This window comes from Catenovulum sp. 2E275, from assembly GCF_025515275.1.
In the GTDB taxonomy this organism is placed as follows: Bacteria; Pseudomonadota; Gammaproteobacteria; order Enterobacterales; family Alteromonadaceae; genus Catenovulum.
In genome coordinates this window covers 15,882-39,610 of the sequence record NZ_JAOPFU010000022.1, presented here as the reverse complement: position 1 = coordinate 39,610, position 23,729 = coordinate 15,882, and the positions used below count along the sequence as shown (strand labels likewise).

15 protein-coding genes are annotated in these 23,729 nt (G+C 39.9%); 6 read left to right on the top strand and 9 right to left on the bottom strand.

Going from position 1 to position 23,729, the window contains the following annotated elements; translation table 11 throughout:
* Positions 1 to 101: 101 nt before the first annotated feature.
* The gene (locus N7931_RS11550; RefSeq protein ID WP_262794222.1) at positions 102 to 458 is read right to left on the bottom strand and encodes a hypothetical protein; all 357 of its coding nucleotides are present in this window, start codon (positions 456 to 458) and stop codon (positions 102 to 104) included.
* A gap of 258 nt (positions 459 to 716) precedes the next feature.
* Between N7931_RS11550 and N7931_RS11545 the strand changes: the two genes are divergently transcribed.
* Positions 717 to 1,622: a hypothetical protein gene (locus tag N7931_RS11545; protein WP_262794220.1), complete on the top strand. Its 906-nt coding sequence runs from the start codon at positions 717 to 719 to the stop codon at positions 1,620 to 1,622.
* A gap of 114 nt (positions 1,623 to 1,736) precedes the next feature.
* Positions 1,737 to 2,153 (top strand): helix-turn-helix transcriptional regulator, encoded by a 417-nt coding sequence (locus tag N7931_RS11540; RefSeq protein WP_262794218.1) that lies wholly within the window; start codon positions 1,737 to 1,739, stop codon positions 2,151 to 2,153.
* On the opposite strand, the gene N7931_RS11535 is transcribed toward N7931_RS11540, so the two are convergent.
* From N7931_RS11535 to N7931_RS11515, 5 genes are all read right to left on the bottom strand, one after another.
* Positions 2,138 to 3,589 carry a sulfatase gene (locus N7931_RS11535; protein ID WP_262794216.1) on the bottom strand — a complete coding sequence of 484 codons (1,452 nt, stop codon included), beginning with the start codon at positions 3,587 to 3,589 and terminating at the stop codon, positions 2,138 to 2,140. The genes N7931_RS11540 and N7931_RS11535 overlap by 16 nt on opposite strands.
* Before the next feature lie 33 nt (positions 3,590 to 3,622).
* A complete protein-coding gene (locus N7931_RS11530) occupies positions 3,623 to 5,086 on the bottom strand; it encodes a sulfatase (protein WP_262794215.1) in 1,464 nt (487 codons plus the stop codon).
* Positions 5,087 to 5,367: 281 nt separating this feature from the next.
* Positions 5,368 to 6,294, bottom strand: coding sequence for a sugar kinase (locus N7931_RS11525; RefSeq protein ID WP_262794213.1), 927 nt, complete (start codon positions 6,292 to 6,294; stop codon positions 5,368 to 5,370).
* A 32-nt stretch (positions 6,295 to 6,326) separates the two neighbouring features.
* Positions 6,327 to 7,406, bottom strand: coding sequence for a glycoside hydrolase family 117 protein (locus N7931_RS11520; RefSeq protein WP_262794211.1), 1,080 nt, complete (start codon positions 7,404 to 7,406; stop codon positions 6,327 to 6,329).
* Positions 7,407 to 7,540: 134 nt separating this feature from the next.
* Complete coding sequence (locus tag N7931_RS11515) at positions 7,541 to 10,090, bottom strand: glycoside hydrolase family 2 TIM barrel-domain containing protein (protein WP_262794210.1); 2,550 nt, start codon at positions 10,088 to 10,090, stop codon at positions 7,541 to 7,543.
* Between the two features lie 137 nt (positions 10,091 to 10,227).
* Between N7931_RS11515 and N7931_RS11510 the strand changes: the two genes are divergently transcribed.
* From N7931_RS11510 to N7931_RS11495, 4 genes are all read left to right on the top strand, one after another.
* Positions 10,228 to 12,630, top strand: coding sequence for a hypothetical protein (locus N7931_RS11510; protein ID WP_262794209.1), 2,403 nt, complete (start codon positions 10,228 to 10,230; stop codon positions 12,628 to 12,630).
* A 194-nt stretch (positions 12,631 to 12,824) separates the two neighbouring features.
* Positions 12,825 to 15,203 carry an alkaline phosphatase D family protein gene (locus N7931_RS11505; RefSeq protein ID WP_262794207.1) on the top strand — a complete coding sequence of 793 codons (2,379 nt, stop codon included), beginning with the start codon at positions 12,825 to 12,827 and terminating at the stop codon, positions 15,201 to 15,203.
* A 4-nt stretch (positions 15,204 to 15,207) separates the two neighbouring features.
* Positions 15,208 to 17,466 (top strand): CRTAC1 family protein, encoded by a 2,259-nt coding sequence (locus N7931_RS11500; RefSeq protein WP_262794205.1) that lies wholly within the window; start codon positions 15,208 to 15,210, stop codon positions 17,464 to 17,466.
* A 35-nt stretch (positions 17,467 to 17,501) separates the two neighbouring features.
* Positions 17,502 to 18,497, top strand: a complete 996-nt coding sequence (locus N7931_RS11495) for a family 16 glycosylhydrolase (RefSeq protein WP_262794203.1) — start codon at positions 17,502 to 17,504, stop codon at positions 18,495 to 18,497.
* A 240-nt stretch (positions 18,498 to 18,737) separates the two neighbouring features.
* On the opposite strand, the gene N7931_RS11490 is transcribed toward N7931_RS11495, so the two are convergent.
* The 3 genes from N7931_RS11490 to N7931_RS11480 form a co-directional block, all read right to left on the bottom strand.
* On the bottom strand, positions 18,738 to 19,652 hold the full coding sequence (locus N7931_RS11490) for a toll/interleukin-1 receptor domain-containing protein (protein WP_262794202.1): 915 nt from the start codon (positions 19,650 to 19,652) through the stop codon (positions 18,738 to 18,740).
* Positions 19,653 to 19,918: 266 nt separating this feature from the next.
* On the bottom strand, positions 19,919 to 20,830 hold the full coding sequence (locus tag N7931_RS11485; RefSeq protein ID WP_262794200.1) for a reverse transcriptase family protein: 912 nt from the start codon (positions 20,828 to 20,830) through the stop codon (positions 19,919 to 19,921).
* 761 nt (positions 20,831 to 21,591) lie between these two features.
* On the bottom strand, positions 21,592 to 23,682 hold the full coding sequence (locus N7931_RS11480) for a methyl-accepting chemotaxis protein (protein WP_262794198.1): 2,091 nt from the start codon (positions 23,680 to 23,682) through the stop codon (positions 21,592 to 21,594).
* Between the last annotated feature and the right edge of the window lie 47 nt (positions 23,683 to 23,729).

The following is a 23,729-nucleotide window of genomic DNA, read 5'->3' as shown; positions in this document are numbered from 1 at the left end:
TTTGACCTCAAAATATGCGTTGCTATTTTGCAACAGCAAGCTGTTGCGCATCCAATATTTAAATTTTTCTGTGAATTTTGGGTAGAAAAACCCTTAGGAGATCAAATGGGAGGTCGAAACGGTAGAGTTGAATAGCTAGGTAATTGCACCAAAGGCAATAAGCTAAGTCGGTTAGGCGCGTTAGCTTGTATGGATGTTCGTTCTTGTTCGATTATAAATACAGCTGATTGGCATGCTCCTTGAGCGCAGTCGCAGCTGGCATCGCAACAGTCGACATCACAACAATCATGCGTTTCTGCTTGGTTATCCTGATGAGTCTCTTGGTTTATGGTTTGATGTTCATTTGTATCTGAATGTAATTCAGGGCATTTTTCAAACGCCATAGGCGCTATTGCCTGCCCGTTAAAGGCAATGCAAAATATTGAAAAAACAACCACTATCAGACGAAACTTAACCATAAACTCTCTTTTGTTGAAACAAACGCATTATATACCCAAACAGCTTGTAGATGTGATATTTCTGACGCAAAGTGGTACATATATAAAATTTGTATTAAGTCAATATTACAATAATATTCAAATACATAACGACAAAAAATCTAAAGTTTTTAAAATTGGCTTTTGGTCTAAATTAGAGCAATTAATAGTAAAAAACCTTGCAGCTACCAAATAAAGGCATAAAGTATAGAAAATAGTTAACAACAGACATAAAACAAAATGAACTACATAGCATTAAATTGGGACATATTAATTCGTGCAGTTTTTCCCTTTACTGCAGCTAATGTCTACTCAATCGTGTTAATTTATTTCACGCTCGTGAGATACCGCATCGGTTCTGCCTATCCTTGGTATGGTATCTTTATTGTGTCTTTCACGTTATTTTTATGTGGACCTTTGATCAATTTAATGCCAGTTGAAGAAGCTCGGCGCTGGTTTGACTTAATGAGAAATGTTGTGCTTTACACTTTTGGTATGCCCGCGCTTATTTATGGTCTATGTATTCAAGCCAATATAACTAATGCTCGTAAAGCCATTTATTGCCTTGCGCTACTAGGGTTTTGCTGGAGCCTATTTTTTGCGTTCGCTCCACCATTTTATATGGATCACTTACACAAAACTAAGTGGTTACATTTATTAAGTGGCGTAAGCAAACAACAAGTTTATTACAGTCAAATAGCGTTAATTAGCGTTCAACTGTTGCTACCTTGCTTATTTTTATTACAACAATCGCTAAAACAAGCTGTGAAATTACTTATCCTTGGTGTATTGCTATTATTTACCGCTATGACCATCGGATTATCAACTGAACAATGGGCAATTTATTATGGTGGTTCCGCCTTTACAGCAATTGTTTGGATTGTCGCTGTTTATAAAGATATCCAAATTACCAATCACAAAATAAAACAACACCACCTACATCAAAACTCAATGGCGTTGGCTCAATATACAGCGCCGACCCCAACTAATTTTGTTGATTACTACCCAAACAAAATAAATGAAGATTACCCGTTTAAAGAACGCGAAGCTTTGTTGGAAGCCGTTAACCATGGACATATAGGTGTTGTTGCTGAAAAAGTTGAAAAGTTAACTTCAGCCTTATCTGTTTTGCACAAAATAGTTTAGATACTTTTAAAGTCAGAACTAAAGAAATACTTTTTATGATGTTTGACGCGGCTATATTTGACAGTGGAAATGCACAAACCTTAATTAATCGTTTGCAGCAAGCCGGCACAAATATTGACAAATTTAGCAATTAACCAGCTGCTATTAAGTGAAGCCACGGCTTTAGCCTCAGAGCGTGAGAATGTAATTGACAGTAGCGCAGATAAGCGCTTAGTTGAGTCGATCAAAACCTATATTCTAACCAACTATGACAGCGACATTAGTCTCAACAATGTCGCTGACAATGTAGGCTGCAGTCGCTCACACGTCACTAAAGTGTTTAAAAATGTCACTTCACAAACTATATTGCAATATTTAGTCGACGTTAGGGTACATAAAGCCAAAACCTTACTACTAACGAAAAGTGTAACCGAAACAGCTTATGAAGTGGGTTTTAATAACTCAGCCTATTTTTCCACTGTATTTAAAAAACAAACAGGATTAACCCCGAAAGAATATCAGGCCAACTCTGTTGCTCACTCTACATTATAAACAGCCCTGTCTTTCGCATCCGCTTTGTTTTTCTCAAATAGCTGATTATAAAAATCATCGCGGGCTTTTTTATATTCCCATGACTGTAGCAGTATGTTATTGATATTTTTGCTGTTCCATTGGTTCCACAGTTTTGCTAATTCAGCTTGTTGTTGTGGTTCTTGGTCAACAATATTGTTTTGCTCATATGGATCATTAACCATATCAAAAAATGACCGGCCTACATTTGGCAAAGGTTGATTCATATATTTTGCGCTTTCTGTTCTTACCGCCCAAATATGATCTGCTTCTTCTAAGCGCCAGTACAACGCTTGATGTGGTGAATCAGTTTTTTGTTGAGTCATATAAGGCTCTAAATTAACCCCTTCTAACAAGCCATCACTTGCATCCGCACCAGCAATTGCTACAGAAGTAGCGGCAATATCTAGCGCCGACACTAATCCATCAAATTCAAAACCCTGTTTAATTTTTGCAGGCCAATGAGCAATAAATGGTACATGTATACCACCTTCTAATAATGCAACTTTGCCGCGTCGAAACGGACTGTTATCAGACCAATCAAAGGTTGGCAACCATTCTTCAGGGTAAACACCACCATTGTCAGACAAAAAGAATATAAGTGTATTTTCTAGCTGATTAGTTCGTTTTAACGCATCAACCAATAAACCAATGCCTTGATCCATTTCATCAATCATTGCAGCGTAAATACGACGTTCTTTGTCTTGGATGTGTTTGTATTTGGCAATGGTTTTTTCTGGTGCTTGTAATGGCGTATGTGGCGCGTTATACGACATATAAATCATAAAAGGATTATCTTGCGCTTGTTCAATAAATTTAACCGCATCTTTACTCAAAGCTGTTGTTAAATATTCATCAAACTCGGCTACCCCAGTATTACGCATAATAGGTAACCAATAACCGTCGGCACCTATATGCACTTCACCTGGCATATACTGGTGGCCTCCATCTAAAAAACCATAAAAATAATCAAATCCACGTTTATTTGGCTGAAAATGCGGCGCCCCACCTAAATGCCATTTACCAAAAATAGCGGTTTTGTAACCAACTTCTTGCAAGCGTTTTGCGAAAGTTTTTTCAGTTAACGGTAAACCCATATGCTTATCGTCAGGAGAATATGACACATTATTCTCCATACCAAAACGAGCTTGATGACGTCCAGTTAACAAACCAGCACGAGACGGTCCGCAGTATGGATGAGTAACATAGCCGTTATTAAATATCACGCCGTTATGAGCCAGCTTGTCGATATTGGGGGTTTTGATATCTTTTGCGCCAGTAAAACCAACATCCCGATATCCTAAATCATCGGCTAAAATAACCACAATATTCGGTTTTTGTTGAGCTTGGGCACAGCCGATAAAGCTTAAAACAAACAGCCAAGCCAAACCTATTTTTTTATAATTTAACTGCATCATATTATTTACCTATTGAGTATTACTTGTTTGTATTTAATCTGCGATATGCGTTCTAAATTTGTCCATTCGTTGCATTGCGTCTCCTTCATATTGGCGTTTTAATTGCCACAGAGGTCTTTCTAAAGTGAGCTCCCATGCAAATAATTTTTTATATAAATCAACTACTTTTTCTGGATAATGTTGAGCTAAATTAACTTTTTCTGATTGGTCTTCTACCAAGTTGTATAACTCTGCCGGCCTGTCTGGATAACGCAGTAATTTCCAGTCGCCGTCACGAATGGCGGCTCTGTTTTCTTTTTTCCAATAAAGAGCCTGATGTGGTCTTTCAGACAATTTCGTTTTGCGATTGTTAGTTAAGTAAGGCAATAAATTCACTCCATCAATATCAGCCAATTGTTGAGAATGACCACCAGCGGCTTGATAAAAAGTTGGTAATAAATCTAACGTAATAACGGGTTGGGAATACACTTGCTGCTTAGGCAATTTAGTTGGCCAACGCATAATAAAAGGCACTCGAATACCACCTTCTAAATGATTAGCTTTAGTGCCACTTAACGGCGCATTATTTGCAGCGGTGTGATCAGTTGGGCCACCATTATCATTAGTAAAAACAACGAGCGTGTTGTCGGCTAAATTTAGCTGATCCAGTTTGTTTAACAAACGTCCAATTGCTCTATCCATGGATAAGGTCATTGCCGCAAGCGTTTTGCGTTTACCTTGTAAATTAGGATATTGAGCTAAGTCGGCTTCTTCCGCTTCCATTGGTGCATGCACAGCAGTCAAGGATAGAAATGCAAAAAATGGTTTAGCCGTTTGAGTTTTGTTTGAATGACTTTGCTGTATAAAAGCTATGGTTTTATCAACTAATGCATCCGTCAAATATCTCGGGCTTTCCTTAAAATTACCAAACCCTTCTTCTAAATAGTCTTCCGGCCGATAATTTGGGTTGTTTTCTCCGAATGGGAAATAACTACGTGCTCCACCACGAAAACCATAAAAATAGTCGAAACCTCGTTTAGTTGGATGAAACCTATCCGCATTACCTTGATGCCATTTGCCAATAAGGGCTGTGGTATAACCCAATTCTTTCAAGTATTGTGGCAGTATTTTTTGCTCTAATGGCAACCCCATATCATCACCAGTGATACCGGAAGCACTCATATACCCAGGGACGTTATTTTCTTCATACCCGAATTTTTGTTGGTATTTACCAGTTAAAATACCAGCGCGTGAAGGGCCACAAACAGCAGCACTGACATAAGCATTGGTAAATAAAATACCCTGTTTAGCGAGTTGGTCTAAATTAGGGGTATTCATGGTTTGGCTACCGTGAAAGCCAAAATCGTGATAACCAGCATCATCGGCCAAAATAAATAAAATGTTGGGTTGTTTACCAACAGCTTTGGCCATTAATGCCGAGGGAAATGCCACTAAAGCTAGAATGAGTAATCCCAAATTAATAACGATCGATTTTTTACCTGAATGACCTGACTTCACCTACACACCTCAAATTGTTTATTGATGACAATAATACTTTATGACAGATTTGTAGAATAAAGGCTTTAAAAATTGGCCATGAGCTATTTAAAATCAGCCAAAAGATTAATTAAATCGAATTTATATATGATTTTAGCTAAATAGAATTTACTTTTAGGTCAAAAAAAAAACAAAATTTGTTGGAGTGATATTGGAATAGTAAAAAAAGCATCCCTGCTAATTGCTCATCACACGAGCACGACTACTAAAGCGTCTACAAATAATGCCAAAGGTTTTATCAGCTATTTAAAAGCCTGTTGGTACAAGTGCGCATCCATAATTGCACCTGGGTGTTGCACAACTTCTCTGGCAACACTATCCGCATTGTTAATTGCTTGTAATACGGAGTTACCAATAATTCGTGAAACTAAATAAGTGCCAGCAAAAGAATCACCTGCCGCGGTTGAATCTAGTTGATTCGGTGCTGGGTTAAATGACACATGGCAATCATCTTCAGCGGCTGAATAACCGTACACACCTTGCATGCCTGCTTTAATTACAAACTCGTTCGTACCTAGCTGGAGTAGGTAATTTTTAACAGCATCTACTGTGTTATGGCTAAACAAATCTTGATGTTCATCCAATCCTGGTAGTGCAATATCAGCCAATTGATATGCCTTTTCAATCCACTCAATTGCATGCTGTTGGTCGCGCCACATACGTGGACGATAATTAGGATCAAATGCAATTTTGCAACCTTGCGCTTGTACTTGTTGAAGAATTTCAAGCAATTTGCTTTTATTTGCATCGGTCAAAATGGCCAAAGATATCCCACTAAAAAATACTATATCTGCAGTTGGCAACAGTGCAGCACCACCACTTGCTAATAACAAGTCAACCATTTGTGTTGCAGCCGACTCTTTACGCCAATAGGTAAAAGAACGCTCACCACCTTCATCTGTTTGAATGGCGTAAATACCAATATTAGCGTTGCTACTTTGCAAAACGGCCTGAGTTGTTATCTGCTCATGCATTAAATAGGCACGCATTTTTTGGCTAAAAATATCTGAGCCTAACGCGCTATAATAACTCACATCTGTTGCAGGAGACCAACGCTTGGCATAAATACCCGCGTTGAGTGTGTCACCAGCAAATTTTTGGATAAGATTGCCGTCGGCTGCGTATTTAAATTCAACCATACCTTCGCCGACAACCAACAACCTATTCATATAATTACCTTTTTAATTACCAAAGTGTCGATTTAGTTGCTGTTTTGAAAAGTACCAGCATCGAGAATTTGGCGCTTAATACGGTAACGACAGATATAGTTCCAATTCCAGCTATCGTCATACTTGTGGCATAAACCCCACTCTAAACCCGGCGCTGCAATTTCTTTTCCTTCAGGATCACGATAAATCCCCAAAGCTTCCGGAGCACCTTTAATGTGCGACATAATTTCAAAGTTAATGCCATCGGCTGCCCATTGAATGGTGTTTTTTTCTGGGCCATCAGTCGTGATCAGTGACGCAATACCACCGTTAAAATTCCATACCGCCACTTCATGGCCAGAATTCGATATTGGGTTATATTCAGATTTAATGTAAGGGCCTAAAATATTGTCAGCAATAGCTACACCGTGCTTGATTTCACGACCGCCAAAGTTCATGCTTTCGCCCATAGTTTCACCTTTGTAATACAGATAAAACTTATTGTTTAGCACCATTAAACAGGGATCATGTACTTTATGACTGTCGAAACTCCCTTTTGATTTAACATGAAATCGGTTGTCTTCGTCACCATCCCATTCACCATCTTTGGCTGGACTTAAAATAGGTGCGTCAGATTTATTCCAAGGGCCGAATGGCGAGTCAGCCCAAGCAATAGCAATTTCTTCATATTGTCTATTGGTATAAGGAAATTGCACGGTTTGATAGACTAAATAATATTTACCTTGATGCGCCAAAACTTCTGGGGTGAAAACCGCTCTATCATCAAACCGACCAGCTTCACCACGGCCAATTGCCATACCTTGTTCTTTCCAAGTATAACCATCAGCTGAAGTTGCGTGCCACACTTCAGTTAAATCCCATGGAAATACTTTATCTTCAGGGTTGCTAGAGCCAAAACCAACGGTTTCGCCTTGCCCCTTGGTATACCAAACGTGGTAAAGACCGTCTACCTCAATTACTGCTGTTGGGTCTCGTCGAATAATGCCTTCTTCAAAAGCAAAATCACCAAATAAAGGTTCTACTTCAAACTCAATCAACCATTGAGAATCTTTTTCATCATAGCCACGCTCTAGCGCGCGTTTACTGGCTAAACTCAATTTTTGTTCAGACATATAATTCACCACTTTACACTTGGACACCAAGTCATATTTTTCACTTGAATTGGCAATATACACGAGACAAAACAAATTGTACATTGTTAACAATAAATCATTCCAGTATAAAATGCCAATTCTTGCACTAGACCTTATTCACTATCAATAATGATAGTTTGTGCTGGATAATTTTCTGCTGTTACTTTCACTCTAATAGTGCCTGACTGCTTGGTCGATTGGATAATTGCCAACGCCCTACCGCGTTTGGTCACTATTTTATTTGATTGAAAGTCTTGAATATTGTCTGGAGCACCATTGTCAACACCAAGCAACTTGGCAGGGCCTGTTATTTCGAAGTTAACTTGAGTTTCGCCTGTAGTAACTGCTCGGCCCGCGTTGTCACGCAATTGCACCACCAGATGCGCGACATCGTACGCATCCGCCGCTAGGGCATTTTTATCTGAGGTTACACTCAATTTCACAGGTGCTGTTGTAGTGGTCAGTTGCACTTGTTGTTCTTGCCCAGAAAATCCAGCTCGGGCAGTCAATGTACCAGGCTGGTACGGTACAATCCAACGCATCACCCGGTTAACACTTTCAGACATACTTCTAAACCCTAACGAACGGCCATTTAGCAACAACTCAACAGTTGCATGATTAGATGCCACCTCAACTAACACGGGTTCACCAATTTTATAGTTCCAATGCAGATTAGAATCTCGCCATGCATAACTAGCTCCCCAGCCGTTTGAATCTTCGGCTAATGGCAATGCTAATCCGGACAGTTCATCTTGTTTAAAGCCAGATTCAGCTAAAGGTAATGTTCCTAGTGACAAATGCGGCTGATTAACCCAAATACTTTTAAAGTAGTTCCAGCCTTGACGTTTAAAACCAGCTAAATCTAAAATATCACCCCAGCCACTTTTTTCTGGCCATTTATTATGGCGCTCACCCATGTAATCTATACCAGTCCACATAAAGATGCTGAATACGCCCGGATGCTCTAATACCATTTTCCAATCGTTCCACAAGCCTGGATTTTCGTTAATGGTAATTAGTTTTTCGGGGAAATGTTTTTGAGCCCACGGAATAGTAATGTTGCGATAGCTAAAACCAATAATATCCACCACATCCGCATAACCTGATACCAAGCTCACTTGAGGAATTATCATATTGGTGGTGACAGGCCTTGTATCATCTAATTCTCTTGTCCAATCTGCGAGTTTTTTAGCAGTCTCATGCAGTTTGTATTGGCCTTTATCTGACTGCTCGAAGCGTCGTTTAAGTTCGTCCGGGCTAAATTTTGGCAATCCGCCCCAAAAATTATTGTTGTCTAATTCTGGTTTGCTTGGGTCCCAATAACCTGTTACATAACGGTAATTTAAATAAGTCCACTCTATTTCGTTACCTATACTCCACTGGACAACACTCGGGTGATTACGATCACGTAACATAGTGCGGGTTAAATCACTTTTTGCCCAAGTTTGAAAATGCTCGGTATAACCGCGCGATATGTAGTCATCATGTCTATCGTTTTTGTTTAGTCGTTTATCTTTTGGATAATCAAACTCATCAAAAAACTCATTTTGTACTAACAAACCAAGTTCATCACACAGGTCTAAAAACTCTTCAGAAAACGGGTTATGTGCGGTACGAATTGCGTTAACACCACTAGCTTTTAATATTTTTAACCTACGCTCCCATACACCTTTAGGTACTGCAGCACCAACTAAACCGCCATCATGGTGAAGACTAACCCCCTTCATAAGGGTTGGCTTGCCATTTAAGAAAAAGCCTTTACCCGCTTGAAACTTGATATCACGTACACCAAAGTTTGTGGTGTATGCATCTAGCTGCTTGCCATTAAAATTTATATAAGTAATTGCTTTATATAGATTGGGGTTTTCTGTATCCCAAAGTTTTGGGTTATATATGTTTAAACTCTGCTTTACTGTGTCTGATGAATGTTTAGCTAACTGCACTTGACTTGCAATTTTTCCCACGGTGCGGCCTTGGTCATCAACTATCTTAGTGGTTAATTCAAATTCAACATCTGTGGCAAAATTATTTTGCACTTGCACAGCCAAATCAACCTGAGCTTTGTCGGTGGATATTTCAGGTGTAGTGACAAAAGTACCCCAAATTGGAATATGTAGCTTATTGACAGTGACTAATTTTACATTGCGATAAATACCACTACCTGTATACCAGCGGCTGTCCACATAACGCGAGTGATCAACATGCACAGTAATAATATTCTCTCTACCGTCTGTATATAATTTGTCGGTTAAATCCCAATAAACGGGTGAATAACCATAGGGGTTTTCTCCTAGTCTTTCGCCGTTTAGCCAAAAAGTCGCATTGTTGTAAACGCCATCAAACAAAACAAACACATTAAATTCGTTTGGATTGGCCGGAGTTTTAAAATGCTTTTGATAAATACCAACACCACCGGGCAAATAACCTGTTGCGCCCTCCCATTTTTCCGCAAAAGATGCTTCAACACTCCAATCGTGAGGCAAGCGAACATCGCGCCAATTGTCGTCTTGCAAGGGTATATTTTGCGGTAATTTTGTATCTTCAACTAATGTAAATTTCCAATCAAAATTAAAATCTGTTTCGCGTAATGTTTTATTGGCATTGGCAAAACTTAGTTGCGAAAACCCCAATAATAAGCAGATCCACAGTATGTTCCTGAGCATGTGGCAATTCCTCATAAATGTATTTATGCGTAAGTTTTTAGTTAAAAACATATTAAATTGTATACAATATACAGTCAACACATTAACATACCTATAAGAAACTTATTGGTAAATCAGTTTATATAAGGTTGTACACTATGCTTACTCGAGGTCACGCTAAAATACCTTTGCTTGCAATTTGCTTAAGCTCAATGCTGAGTTTAGTCGCTTGTGGAGGTGGCTCCGTCAGCATTGACGATGAAAATAAAACAGAAGAAACACTGGATAGCACACCAGATAATTTTACCTTTTTGGCAGTAAAAGATATTGGCTTAAACACTCAAGTTGAATCAAATCTTGTTGTTATCAAAGGCATAAATACTGCGATTGATATTTCCATTAGTGGCGGCGAGTATTCAATCAACGATGGTAGTTACACCAGCTTAGCTGGCAAATTAAACAATGGTGATTCACTTAGAATTAGAGTCTCTTCCGCCAATACTTATCAAACAGAATCTGTCGCTACTGTCAGCGTAAACGCTGTAAATAAAACATTCTCTGTGACCACTATGGCACAGCCCATAGTCGACAACGACATTGTGCAAGTAAATGTTAAGTTAAATACCAAACACAGTATCGGTGGCATAGATAAATTTGAGCGTAAAAAATACATTAATATACATGCGTCTAGTTTAGAAAACGATTGGGGGCAAAACGATGGCCATAGCCTAAACGCGCCGAATGAACTGGGTGAAAACTTAATGCTCGACTTTATGCAAGGGTATGATGTGTATTTTGGCCGAGATACTGGCTCTATCGGTTGGAATTTACGTAATGTATCTGAAGACGCAAATCGTGCAGGTTTTGTTGACGAGGCGTCAGCTAGCCAACGTGGAGGGGACGTAAAATGGGTTTACGACAAAAACTCTGGATATAAGTATGTTAACGCGCGCTTGGTCGAAGATAGAATGCAAGACATGATAATGGGCGGTCAACAACATCCATATTGGCCAGAGGGCACATTGATTAATCCAGTTAATGGCGACCCAGCTTGGGCATTTTCACAAACTGACACAGCACAAGAGCCGTTTGGCACAGCGACTGGACATTACATGTCGCAATTTTTAGCCAAATTTTTCGCGCTAAATGACAATGATCTAGGCCAAGCTCAACCTGTCTATTTTGAGGTTATGAATGAACCTTTATACGATTTAACAACCGACCGAGAAGGCCAAGCGAACTATGTTGAACCGTTAAAAGTTTTTGAATTCCACAATACAGTAGCAGCAGAAATCAGAAAAAATGCAAACAATGACAATGTCATGGTTGGTGGTTACACCATAGCTTTTCCAGATTTTGACAAAGACAACTTTAAACGCTGGGAAGACAGAGACAAACTCTTTATTGATACCGCAGGCGACAATATGGATTTTATCTCGCTGCATTTATACGATTTCCCAACCTTTCAAAACAGCGAGCGTTATCGCCGTGGCAGTAATTTAGAAGCCACCTTGGATATGCTAGAACATTACACCTATTTAAAATATGGTGCGGTAAAACCTATGTTGATCTCAGAAGTTGGCTCATCTGTTCATGCTAGGGTTAATCAAGCTTGGACACCGCAGCGTGATGCCGAAAAAGTTCGCTCCATCACCACAATGAATACACAATTTTTGCAACGCCCAAACACGATTTTAAAAGTGATCCCATTTATTCCGGTAAAAGCCGAATGGGGTCGACGTAATGTCAACGGCAACAGCATTGCATATTCAAGCCGTTTAATGATGCAACAAAAAGAACGTGACGGCTCAGACGATAATACTTGGGTCTACTCTGATCATGTTTATTTTTACCAATTGTGGTCTGAAGTGAATGGAACTCGTGTTGACACAAGCTCATCTGAAGTCGACCTATTAACTGAGAGTTATGTTGACGGCAATACTGCTTATGTTGTTTTAACCAATTTGGAATTTGATGATATAAAACTGGCGGTTAATACCCTTGGGCTCACTAACAATGATTTGCAGTCTGTTGATTTTAAACTACTAAGTTACTCAGACAATAACGAAACTCAATTTACCGAGCAGTCAGCAACTGAACTGCCTGAAAATATCGAACTACCAGCTGAAGCAACTATGATAGTAAAACTTGTATACGCCAACGATATCAACATCACTGAGTCGACAACTGAACAAAGATATTATGCCACCAGCTATCAACAAGAAATTGTCGCTAATACCAGCATCAACTTTGCGTTTAACTCAGTACAACTAGGCACTGACGGGCAAGCAGTGTTGCGTTTAGGCATAGGTAGAGACCACGGCAAATCGTTAACACCTATTGTGAACATAAATGGAAACAGTGTGAAAGTTCCGAGTGACGTGCAAGGTTATGACCAAAAACAAGGGAAAAACAGCACAGGTAGACCAAACTTTTTTGGTGTGGTGGAAATTCCAGTAACATACGACCAACTGCAACAAAATAACACTGTAACAGTGGAGTTTTCAGACACAGGTGGTTATGTCAGCTCTGCTGTATTACAAGTATTAACAGCAAACTAAAACAACCTACCCATAATCCTAATGCAAGTGGCTCAAGTTCGAGCCACTTAACCATTCTTAAAACTGCAATTTTATTAACCATCTATAAAAGGCATCTCAAAATTAACTTTACAAACAAAAGTTAATTGTTAACAATAACCAAAAGATCGTCTATATGGATTGTAAAGCTAAACACAATACACTGGGGTGCTATAATGAATTACCACTTATCTCGCCGCGATGCCTTAAAGATTGCAATGACAGGTATCGCAACTTCCGCCATTGGCTGTTCAACAAATCTTTCAGAGCAAGCTACCAGCAAACTCGCTAGCGACAATAATGTTCGGCTGAACAAATCTATATCAAGCCAATGGCACAACACTTTTGATCGTATTTTTATTGGTGGTGAATATTGGGCTAATCCGATGGAAAACTGGTGTATCAAAAATGGTACGGCAGAATGTACGTCTAAGGGTGGTAACCGCAGTATTCATTCACTGAAACACCAAATTGTGAATTTAGATAAAAACTTTTCAACCTCGATTGTTGTTGAAAAATATCAAGCTGGCGAGACGGACGGCGGCGCGGGTATTCGTATCGGCGCTAAAAGTGATATTAACGAATACAAAAGCAACTGCTTTGTACAACAAGGCATAGACGCCGGGGTAATTGACGGACAATTAGTGCTTGGTAAAAAGCGAACTCACTTAACCCAAGCTAGTAATAGAGACAAAATAAAAGTGACTTTGTCGGGTAATGTGACCAACGGCATTTATGCATTAACCGCACAAGCTCATACAGAAAGCGATAACCTATTGTTGGCAAGTCTAACTGATTATTATCCTGCCAATGAAGTACAAGGCAATATTGCTGTTGTGAGTAATTTTGCGATTGAATCGAGTGAAAAGCCAGGCCAGCAAGAAATTGGCTCACTCTATCGTTTTACTGATTGGCAAATAAGTGGAGAGGCATTTTGTGATAATCCACAACAAACATTTGGTCCTATTTTGTGGTGCATGTACACACTCAATGATTCACGCTCAGAGCAAGGTTTCGTTTTAAAACTGTCTGCGTTAACAGGCCCACTAGCTATAGAAGATAATCACCAGCTCACATTAGAAGTTAAAAAAAGCGGTAAATGGCAAGCTGTTGCGCAAGCAAAGCTAGACCAAGACGCTTGGGTCGCAACCTTCACAGTAAATAATTGGCAAGAAAATTCCGATCACGAATACCGTGTTATATATAACCAAAAACACAAAAACAACAGCACAACTCAAGACGTATTTAGCGGCACGATAAAAGCGAGTCCGACCAATCGCAACTTACGTATGGCGGCTTTAACCTGCCAAAATGATTATGGCTTCCCATATGCTCCAGTGGCGAATAATGTTGTAAATATGCAGCCAGATTTAGTGTATTTTTCTGGCGATCAAATTTACGAAAATCACGGCGGTTTTGGTGTGATATACGCCCCTGAGGATTTAGCCATTTTGAATTATTTACGCAAATATTATCAATTTGGTTGGGCATTTAGAGAAACGATGCGCAACGCGCCAACTGTGGTATTGCCAGACGATCACGATATTCTGCAAGGTAATTTGTGGGGAGAAGGTGGCAATGCCATGAGTGATCAGGCAATAGTAAGCGGTCGCACTGACAATGCAGGCGGTTACATTAGCCCAGTAAAACTAGTAAATGTTGTGCATAAAACGCATACAGGTCACCACCCAGATCCGGTTGACCCAACACCTTCATCGCGCAACATCAGTGTCTACTACACTGAGTTAGTGTACGGCAATGTCAGTTTTGCAATTATTGCCGACAGACAATGGAAAAGCGGCCCTGAAACTTTAAATATTGACGTTGGGGTCAGTGGCAACGACGAAGAACCGAACTATTTCAACCCCAATTTTGACCGAGATGGCCTAGAATTACTCGGTAAACGCCAAGAAGATTTCTTAGAAAAATGGGCGAATGATTGGCGTGGCCACAGTTTAAAAGCCATGCTCAGCCAAACCGTATTTGCCGGTATTTCTACTCACCAGCCGTTACCAGATAGATACTTAAAATACGACTTTGACAGCAGTGGCTGGCCAGCTTCGGCACGAAACCGTGCAATAGAAATTATGCGTAAATCCAAAGCCCTGCATATTTGTGGTGATACCCATTTGGGTACACTTTCGCAATATGGTGTAAATGAGCAACGCGACAGCAACTGGGCATTCTGTACCCCAGCAATATCCGCAGGTTGGCCAAGATGGTGGCGACCTGATGCTATGGGGTTACCAATGAAAAACCGCCCTTCACACGGATTGGAGCAAACGGGTGAATACCTAGATAGCTTTGGCAATAAAATTTACGTATATGCGGTTGGCAATCCACAAGTGGGCAAGTCAGGCAACAGATATATTCAAGCGCATGAAAAAGGCAGTGGTTTTGGTTTTATTGAATTTGATACTCAAAATAAAACCTACACTACTTCTGCTTACAAATTTTTGGTTGATGTGACAGATAAAAACCCAGACAACCAATTTGCCGGTTGGCCTGTGACAATAGCGCAAGACGAAAATATCGGCATCAATAAATTAGGTTAATAAGATGAAGTTTATCCAAACAATTTTAGCCACAACACTAGCAAGTGCTGTGGCTACTGCAACCTTTAGCGGTTGCGTCAGTCAGTTACCGTCAGCAAAACTCGTAGAACAAGTGCAAACTCTAACCAATAAACAAAATTTTCAAACCGACTATTTAGTAACAGGCTCAACAGTTAAGCGTTTAATTGCCGAGGTGTCGATAGAAAAGCCTTATGCAAACTTAACCTTGTTAGCAAACAACAAGGTATTAGTCGATAACGCTAACATTCCCTTTAAAGGCAAACACCAATTAAATTTTTTGGTCGATTTTGAAAAAACCGGCAAACAAAAACTGACATTTATTCGCCGCAGTGCGGATATCAAAATTCATTCAATTAAATTTGAAGATGTCTCGGATGTGAACTTGCCGAAATTCGCTAACATCTCCAAACAAGCGAATTTTGATACAGAAATCACCTACAAATACGGCGGCCCGTCTATTGGGGATATAGATGCAGATGGTGACTATGACTTTGTTTTAAACAACCACAACCATGTACCTACCCAGTTGGTTACCAATAATGGTGATGGCACAGTAAAAATTGAGCGCTTATTTGAACATTCATTAGATTTTCATGGTTCGGCAGTGGGTGATTACGATAACGACGGCGACTTAGACATTATGGTTGCACAAGGTGGTGCCAATGGTACTAACCCAACCTCGTATATCTTGCTAAAAAACGACAATCAAAAATTTACCAATGCCTCACCTGCAACCGGCATTTTAACCCCAGCGCGAGGTCGCTCGCCGCGTTGGCTTGACCTAGATTTAGATGGTGATTTAGACCTAGCCTTATTTAATGCGAAAACGCCCAATTATGACGGACCAATCCAGCTATTTTACAAAAATAACGGTGACGGTAGTTTTACCCAACAGCAAATAGACGGGATAGAACAAGCTTACGGTGAGCGAGCACTGATCACAGATTTTAACCAGGATAATATTGACGATATTGTGATTTATTCACCAATCACTTTATGGCAAGGCAATGGTGATTTCACTTTTACCGATGTAACGACAAAAATGTTGCCAAAAGATCTTCAAGGTGATGTTGGTTACAACGCAGCAACAGATATTGATGTAAACAATGACGGTTTACTCGATTTATATTTTGCAGGCAGCCGCACACATTATCAGCTATCGCGTAAATCTATCGACTTTAACCCACAAACTAAACGATTAGACGTACGTGACGATGGCGAAAAAGGTACAACCTTAATTAATTTTGATGCCAAAGGCAGCGTTAAATTATCCGATATGGATCTCACCTATCGCCAGTACAATGATGGGTTTGCGATATTTTTAGGTAAAAACAAAACCCGCAAAATAGTAAAAGCTAAAGGGTTTCAACCAACACAATTGCCAGCAGAAATGAAAACCGCTCCGTCAGAAATGACCTTTAGTGCAGCTGACGCACAAGGCTGGCCTGAAGAACGCAATGTTAATGGTTTATACATTGGCCATATGGGTAATGGCAAATGGCAAGCCGAGTGGGTACGCGACCGCAATATTTATTGGACAGTGACCTTCTCTTTATCTGGTTTGTCGGATGTAAGTTACGACTGGCAAGCCAACAACCGCAATATACAAGATATTTTACTAGTAAACCAAGGCGATAAATTTGTTAACGCAAGCAAAGAGTGGAATTTACCACTAGGTGGTAATAGCTGGGGCGTTACCAGAGGTGATGTCAACAATGACGGTTGGCAAGATTTATTTGTATATAGATATGGTCATTTAAGTGAGCGTATCGCGGATTTATTGCTGTTGAATACGGGTAAAGGAAAATTCGACATTATCACTAGTCATGGGGCATTCGAACCAACAGATGGTGGCCATGGTGACATGGGGCAATTATTCGATTTTGATCTTGACGGCCAGCTTGATTTATTAAGCGGTAGCGAAGAAGAAGGTCATTGGTACTTATTCAGCAACCAAACAAGTACCAACAACAACTATCTACTTATCGACGTAAATTACAGCCCCAAACACAATATCGACCCCAACGCAGCGCTTGTCAGTATTGAAACTGCATCGGGCAAAAAATATCAGCAGCGAATTGGCTCAGCAGGTGAAATCCATGCACAAAGTTTATTAGACATAGTCCATTTTGGTTTAGGCGACGAGCGAGAAATTAAGTCGGCGACGATTCGCTGGCGCAATGGTGAAACTCAAACACTGACAAATTTAACTGCAAACCGCTTATACAAAAGTACGCCATAAATTCTGTATTAAAACTAATAAAAAGGTTCAAGACCATGAAAAACCATAAAACAACACTCGCGGCTGCTGTCACCCTCTGCCTTGTTAGCGCATGTAATTCAACCAAACAAGTAGAAGTACAAGATGATAACGAACCTGCAATAGTTCAACCAGAAACACCTGAGAAAGATGAAACACCAGAAGAAAATGAGCAACCTCAGGCTAACGTAATAGATGTCAACACAGCAAACCCGGATTACCCTTCTTTTGTCTCATTTGAAGACAACACACCAGCGGGTAAAACATGGCAAAAAGTCACCTCTTTGTCAGATGAATTTGATATTTGGGATGATTCAAAGTGGTTAAAAACCTTTTGGAATTATGGCAATACGCCAGTCAATATGATGGCCACAAACTCAGGTGTCACCGACGGCTATTTATGGTTAAAAGCGACTTTAGACGAAGGCAGCGCAGACCAATGGTTTGAAACAGCACGCGTTCGTTCAAAAGCTAAAATCAAATTTCCTATGTACACAGAAAGCCGAATTAAAACAGCGCACATCTCCGCTTATAACACCTTTTGGTTAAACAATGGTGATGCTAATAATCGCGATGAAATAGACATCATTGAAAATAATTCAAACCCATCTATGACAGGTGCAAAATACGATAGATATCCACTTGAAATGCACTCTCAGTATTTTATTGTTAAAGACGGAGTAACCGAACGTGCGGGCGACAACAACCCATCACACAGTAGCCAATTGTCGGAAGGCAACACTTTGAGAGGGGTAAAATGGAACGAAGACTATCATGTATATGGCGCTTGGTGGAAAGACGCTCACACAGTTCAATTTTACTTAAATGGTGAACCTGTTAATTCAGTTACATCCACCCAAGCTTTTACCTTAGAACAACACCTGATCTGGGATCTATGGACTCAAGATTCAATCTGGGTTGGCGGTTTACCGGCAAAATCTGATTTGTTAGATGAGAGCCGCAATACAATGAAAATCGATTGGGTCAGAACTTGGCAGTTGATTGACGAATAATCTGAATAAGTCTTAACTTGATATGTCAGATTCGAATAATAGAACTCAATCAAATCTGACAGTCGCATTTGTGCTACCTACAGTCATTCGGCTATGAATTAACATCACAAATCTAATATAGATAACAGACTCTCAGCCAACTCATTTCTGGACATAACTGAGTTATAGAGATTACTAAATTAGCGTCTAACGAATTACTGTGGCATAGCAAGCTAGGGACAAATGCGCTAAATGATCCCGCTATTGATTAACTAAAATTTCATAAATGAAAGTTACATGCTCGGGTACATACTGTTCAGTATTAATTTCACGTTGGACTTCTTCGATAGTCAAAACACAGAGAGCACCCTCACTATTCAAGAGCACGGCTTTTTGTCCGACAGTAGGGGTGATTGTTCGACCGGGGGTTAGAAAAGAATCGACTGTTGAGGGGGTAAAGTTTGAAGTTGTTATTAGCCCCACAGCTTTAAGACCACCGTCAGTGTATACATAGACACTATTTCCTGAACACCCACTGAAATGGATTTTGAACTGGTACTCACCATTACCAACGGTATAACCTGAATGCTCTCGATAGCGAAAAGTTACACGCCCACTTAGAGCTGGGTTTGCATAATTACCAGAGTCTTTCAGAACATCAATCCGCTCAAGTCGCGCTGCTCGTTTATGAACGACCGAGATAGGTATCGCATGTTGTTTGTCTGCGGGAAGTCCTTCAATCCATCGCCATACTGCGTCTATCTGGGTTGATCCTGGATATCTCCTAGCATCAGGGTTTGAGTTAAAATCAAAACCTTTAGGACTTTTAGCTTTTAGCCAACGAGGCAATCTATAGTCAGGGTTTCTAACAAAAATAACGGACAGCCATGTGTTTGGTTTACTCTCAAAAACACTGCTTATCCATTCTGTCTCAATACCAACTCCTGATGTTGGGGCGTTGTCTGCACGTTCGACATAATTTTCATCAACAACTAAAAGTACATGAGAAGCATCGGTTACTTCTTGCATGAAGCCACTTAAACTCGAACCATAGTCGACTGCTTCGTCAATTTTCACCGTGTAACCCATTAAATGAAGTTGGCTTGCGAGTAGGTGAACCCACTCTTTATGCTCATTTGACGTCCAAGCGTATGAAATAAATAAATCCGTTTTCATTTGAATGTGTTTTCCTTATGTTCGTGACATATTGTTTAAATGCAATAGTAAACAAAAAGAGAATTTAAAAGCTACTCAGACTAATGACAATAAGCACAAATTCATCAAACTGCTTCTCATCTTCGGATTACGATTTGTTAGTTTGAATATGTACCAAGGCAGCCCAAACATTCACACTCCCTAGCTCGAAAAGGGGCAAAATCGTTGCAGCAGTTTTCCTCCCAAAACGCCCCTGGACAAGAGGAAGTTGGCTAACCGACTCTTCATCATTTCTCCAACCTTAATAAATGCCGAAAGATTGATTCGTAACGTCCGCTAACCTGAGAAGCCGAACTTAACATCCCGAGAAGTTTCGCCTTGTTTTCGGGCTTTAAGGTTCCTTCGAGGTACTCGACGTATAACTCGTGGATAGCTTCATGGTGCTTATTTTGGACCTGTAATCCTTTATCGTTAATTGCGACGCCAGTTACTAGCTTGGTCTTTTCGGGAGGACGAGAGAACTCTTTATGATACTGAAAACCGTAACCGTGTATTAGCTTCTTAACTTCCCAAATAAAAGCCCCCGGGACAGCCTTTCCGGAAAACGTTAAGTCGTCCACATAGACCGTAAAGGTTATCTGATTATTAGCGGACAGCTCGCCTATTTTGTCGAACATTGGCAACGACGAAAAGAACGCTAAGATCTGACTTAAAGGACTCCCCGTCGGAATATGACCATTAACACAAGCTAGATCTGTAAGTATTTTTGATACATCCGGCGAGCAGAATAAACAGGCCCTAAAAAACTGATAGACGGCTTCTCGTTTCGTCGACGGGTAATACTTCTTAATATCTAGTTTAACCAGCGCGGAGCCTTCTTCGTGGGCCTTAGCGTTCGTTATATGAGACTTTTTCTTGACCCCTGAGTGAAGGTATTCGGGAGTTTCTATTCGCTGTAAGAGCTTAAATAGCCTTTTGTGGAGCTGTTCTAAGATTGGTTTCGGGACTTGGACTTCTCGGTCTTTGCCGTTCTTTTGGATAGTGAATATTCGGAAGTTATTTTCGTCTTCGGACAAGCTCAGTAAGGCTTTAAGGTCAATACCGAGTAACTCGGCTAGCTTCCTTTTGGCCTGTAATTTATATAAGGGCGATTGCTCTATCGGATAACGCTTCCGTGTTTTCAGTTCTTGTTCCTCCAACGAAATAGTTATCTAGAGGTCCCGAGCCATCACCCTCGACGAGCCACTCCAAAAAGTTGCTTACCGGGTCCTCAACCCATCTATAAAATCTATAGAGAGCCCAGAGTTTAGTAAGCCATTTACACGGCTTGGCTAGATGTTTAACGACTTTACGTCGCCGCATTCGGGTCTGTTCTTCTTTACTTGGGTCGTCTGTATCAGACATAACGTTATCCTCATGGTTACCGGGGCGATTGCCACCGTCTCACGCGTAACTTAAGGACGGGAGAAAAGAACAGTTTTTATCCTCTAGATTCCAAGACCGTTCGTTTCTCACCGAACGGCCTGCACGTCATTCATTGTTACATGTCGTACGAGTAATACGACGACACGACGAACGGATGAGCGCGCAAAGGGTTAGGGTTTTATCCCCACGGAAACTAACGCTTCCCAATAGTGTGAGATTATTCCCGTTTTCCAAGTATGAATATTATGGGGACGTTTATTTATTAATCAATACTACGGAGTTAAATTTCTCTAATTTATTTTGGGGCAGAAATGCGTTAGCGGAAAGTCTGCTTTGCAGAATAGAGACAATTGAAATAGATGAAGGTGTCCGTCTCTTGTTCGCTCATAACTGCCTGTCAGATGAAGTCCAAACTTATCGATCAAAACTGTAAGATCAGATATGAGCTACTACAAATAATCCGTTTAAAATGCTAAAAACGCAGATTTGAATCTCCAAATCTGCGTCACCACTAGGCTAAATAATCCCGATTAAATCAAAGCTTAAATTCATGAATCAGCTGATTTAAACGCTTGCCCGTGTCATCAATGTCACGGGCTGTTTCAACCGTATTAGTGGTTTGTAAGGTAATTTTATCACTGTCATCTTTTATGGTTAAAATGCGCTGATTAATTTCACTAGAAACACTACTTTGCTCTTCAGCTGCTGTCGCTATTTGCACGGCCATTTGAGTAACGGCATCCAGTTCAGTTTTAATAGTTTCAAATGCTTCAACACTCTTAATTACACTCCTAACTGCGTTTTCGCCTTCAAGCTGTAAGTTGTTCATGCTTTGGGTGGCGGATATAGCGCCTTTTTGCAAGGTTTCAATTTGCTGATGAATTTGTTCGGTTGACTCTCGTGTTCTAGACGCTAAATTTCTAACTTCGTCGGCTACAACTGCAAAACCACGCCCCTGCTCACCAGCTCTAGCCGCTTCAATTGCAGCATTAAGTGCTAATAAGTTTGTTTGTTCTGCTATGCCCTGAATAACGTTTAATACACTACCAATTTGATCGCTTTCTTGATTTAACCTTTCAATCAATAACGAGGTATTGCCGACTTCTCGGGTTAAATTTTCCATCACAATTTTGCTTTTTTCAGCACTTTCAGCACTTGAAACCGATAATTCGAAAGTTTTTTGTACACTGTCTGAGGTGAGAGTTGCCATGTTCGCAACTTCTTCAATTGTGGTGGTCATTTCATTAATTGCGACAGAAATACTATCAGTGGACGATTGTTGGCTACCCAACAAACCTGAGGTATCAGCCATTGAACTGTTTACTGCTTGTGTTGCTTTTCTAATGTTATTAGATTCTGCCTGCACACCTAACAAAGTAGTATTAAAGCTCGCAATCAGCACGTTAAAAGCTTTACTTAATTCTGCTAGTTCATCTTGGCCAGTTTGATCTAATCTGGTTGACATATTTTTTTTGCTCGCCAGTTGGCTAAAAGTGTTAACCATACTTTTTAACGGCTTGACGATACTATTAGTGACGATAAATGAAAATATGCCAATTAATATCAATAAAAATGCCATCATAGCGATAGTTTGCACCACTTTGTTTTGCGCATCAGCAACTAGCAGTTCTTTTGTATCGATAATTTGTGCCAGCACCTTTGCCATAGTTTGATCGTATAAATTAATTACACTGTTATTAATTTTATTCCAATCAACCTCTTGTTTCAAAGGTACTTTTTTATTTACGTTTTGATAAATGTCGGAACGTACCAGCAGTGCAACCTCTTCCCACATTTTATAATCTGGGTGGTTCACCATATTTAAAAATGCACTTTTCGCTTCGTCACTAGCAAAACTATTAAACAACTCAATTGAACGTGAAACCGATGTTGCACCTCGGAAAACTTCTCCAAATATATATGCATCTATCTGCTTAGTAATCGAGGTATATACATAAGCATTGTGAAAAGAAGTTTCTGCCAGTGCAGACACCAAATTAAAATATGCATTCGACATTCTACTCAAAACTTCGTTTTGACTAGAGATCACGGCAATTTCATTCAGAGTTAAAACCAGCTGTCTGGCGGTTAAATTAAATTGCCACATCACATGGGTTTCTATACCACTTTCTTTATGTGTGTGGCTTTTAGCCGCTGCGCCTTTGCGCACATAAACCAGAGAATCAATCAAAGCGGATACTTGGTTTATTTGCTCTGACAAAACTGCGAATTCACGCAACTTTTGTCTATTTAACTCAATAAATTCAACATAAGCTTTTTGTGCTTTAACAGCTTTTTGATTATAGGTTTGCATTTGTCGCAAACTATCTTGCACCCGGTTGTCAGTATTATCTATATATTGACGACTATAATAAGCTTCGTTTAATAGTGCAGAAATATACGGGTAAGTAACATGACCGTACTCTAGCACTATTTCTAGCTCTTTAATTTTATCTTGCTGCGAAAACGCTTGATTGAGTCGTTCAGAGGCAAATATAAAGGTAACGATAAGTGGCACAAGCGATAAAGCTATCATTCTTGTTTTGATTTTAAATCTATTCAATATACGCATATCACACCTACCATCTTTAAATTTAACCACACTTGCCAACCAGAAAATTGTCATCAATTTACCATTAACAACATTCAAAGAATTTATACCAGTTTGCGCAA

Coding starts and splice junctions, on each gene's coding strand:
- N7931_RS11550 (WP_262794222.1), bottom strand. CDS start 458: ATGGTTAAGTTTCGTCTGATAGTGGTTGTTTTTTCAATATTTTGCATT.
- N7931_RS11545 (WP_262794220.1), top strand. CDS start 717: ATGAACTACATAGCATTAAATTGGGACATATTAATTCGTGCAGTTTTT.
- N7931_RS11535 (WP_262794216.1), bottom strand. CDS start 3,589: ATGATGCAGTTAAATTATAAAAAAATAGGTTTGGCTTGGCTGTTTGTT.
- N7931_RS11525 (WP_262794213.1), bottom strand. CDS start 6,294: ATGAATAGGTTGTTGGTTGTCGGCGAAGGTATGGTTGAATTTAAATAC.
- N7931_RS11520 (WP_262794211.1), bottom strand. CDS start 7,406: ATGTCTGAACAAAAATTGAGTTTAGCCAGTAAACGCGCGCTAGAGCGT.
- N7931_RS11515 (WP_262794210.1), bottom strand. CDS start 10,090: ATGCTCAGGAACATACTGTGGATCTGCTTATTATTGGGGTTTTCGCAA.
- N7931_RS11510 (WP_262794209.1), top strand. CDS start 10,228: ATGCTTACTCGAGGTCACGCTAAAATACCTTTGCTTGCAATTTGCTTA.
- N7931_RS11505 (WP_262794207.1), top strand. CDS start 12,825: ATGAATTACCACTTATCTCGCCGCGATGCCTTAAAGATTGCAATGACA.
- N7931_RS11500 (WP_262794205.1), top strand. CDS start 15,208: ATGAAGTTTATCCAAACAATTTTAGCCACAACACTAGCAAGTGCTGTG.
- N7931_RS11495 (WP_262794203.1), top strand. CDS start 17,502: ATGAAAAACCATAAAACAACACTCGCGGCTGCTGTCACCCTCTGCCTT.
- N7931_RS11490 (WP_262794202.1), bottom strand. CDS start 19,652: ATGAAAACGGATTTATTTATTTCATACGCTTGGACGTCAAATGAGCAT.
- N7931_RS11480 (WP_262794198.1), bottom strand. CDS start 23,682: ATGACAATTTTCTGGTTGGCAAGTGTGGTTAAATTTAAAGATGGTAGG.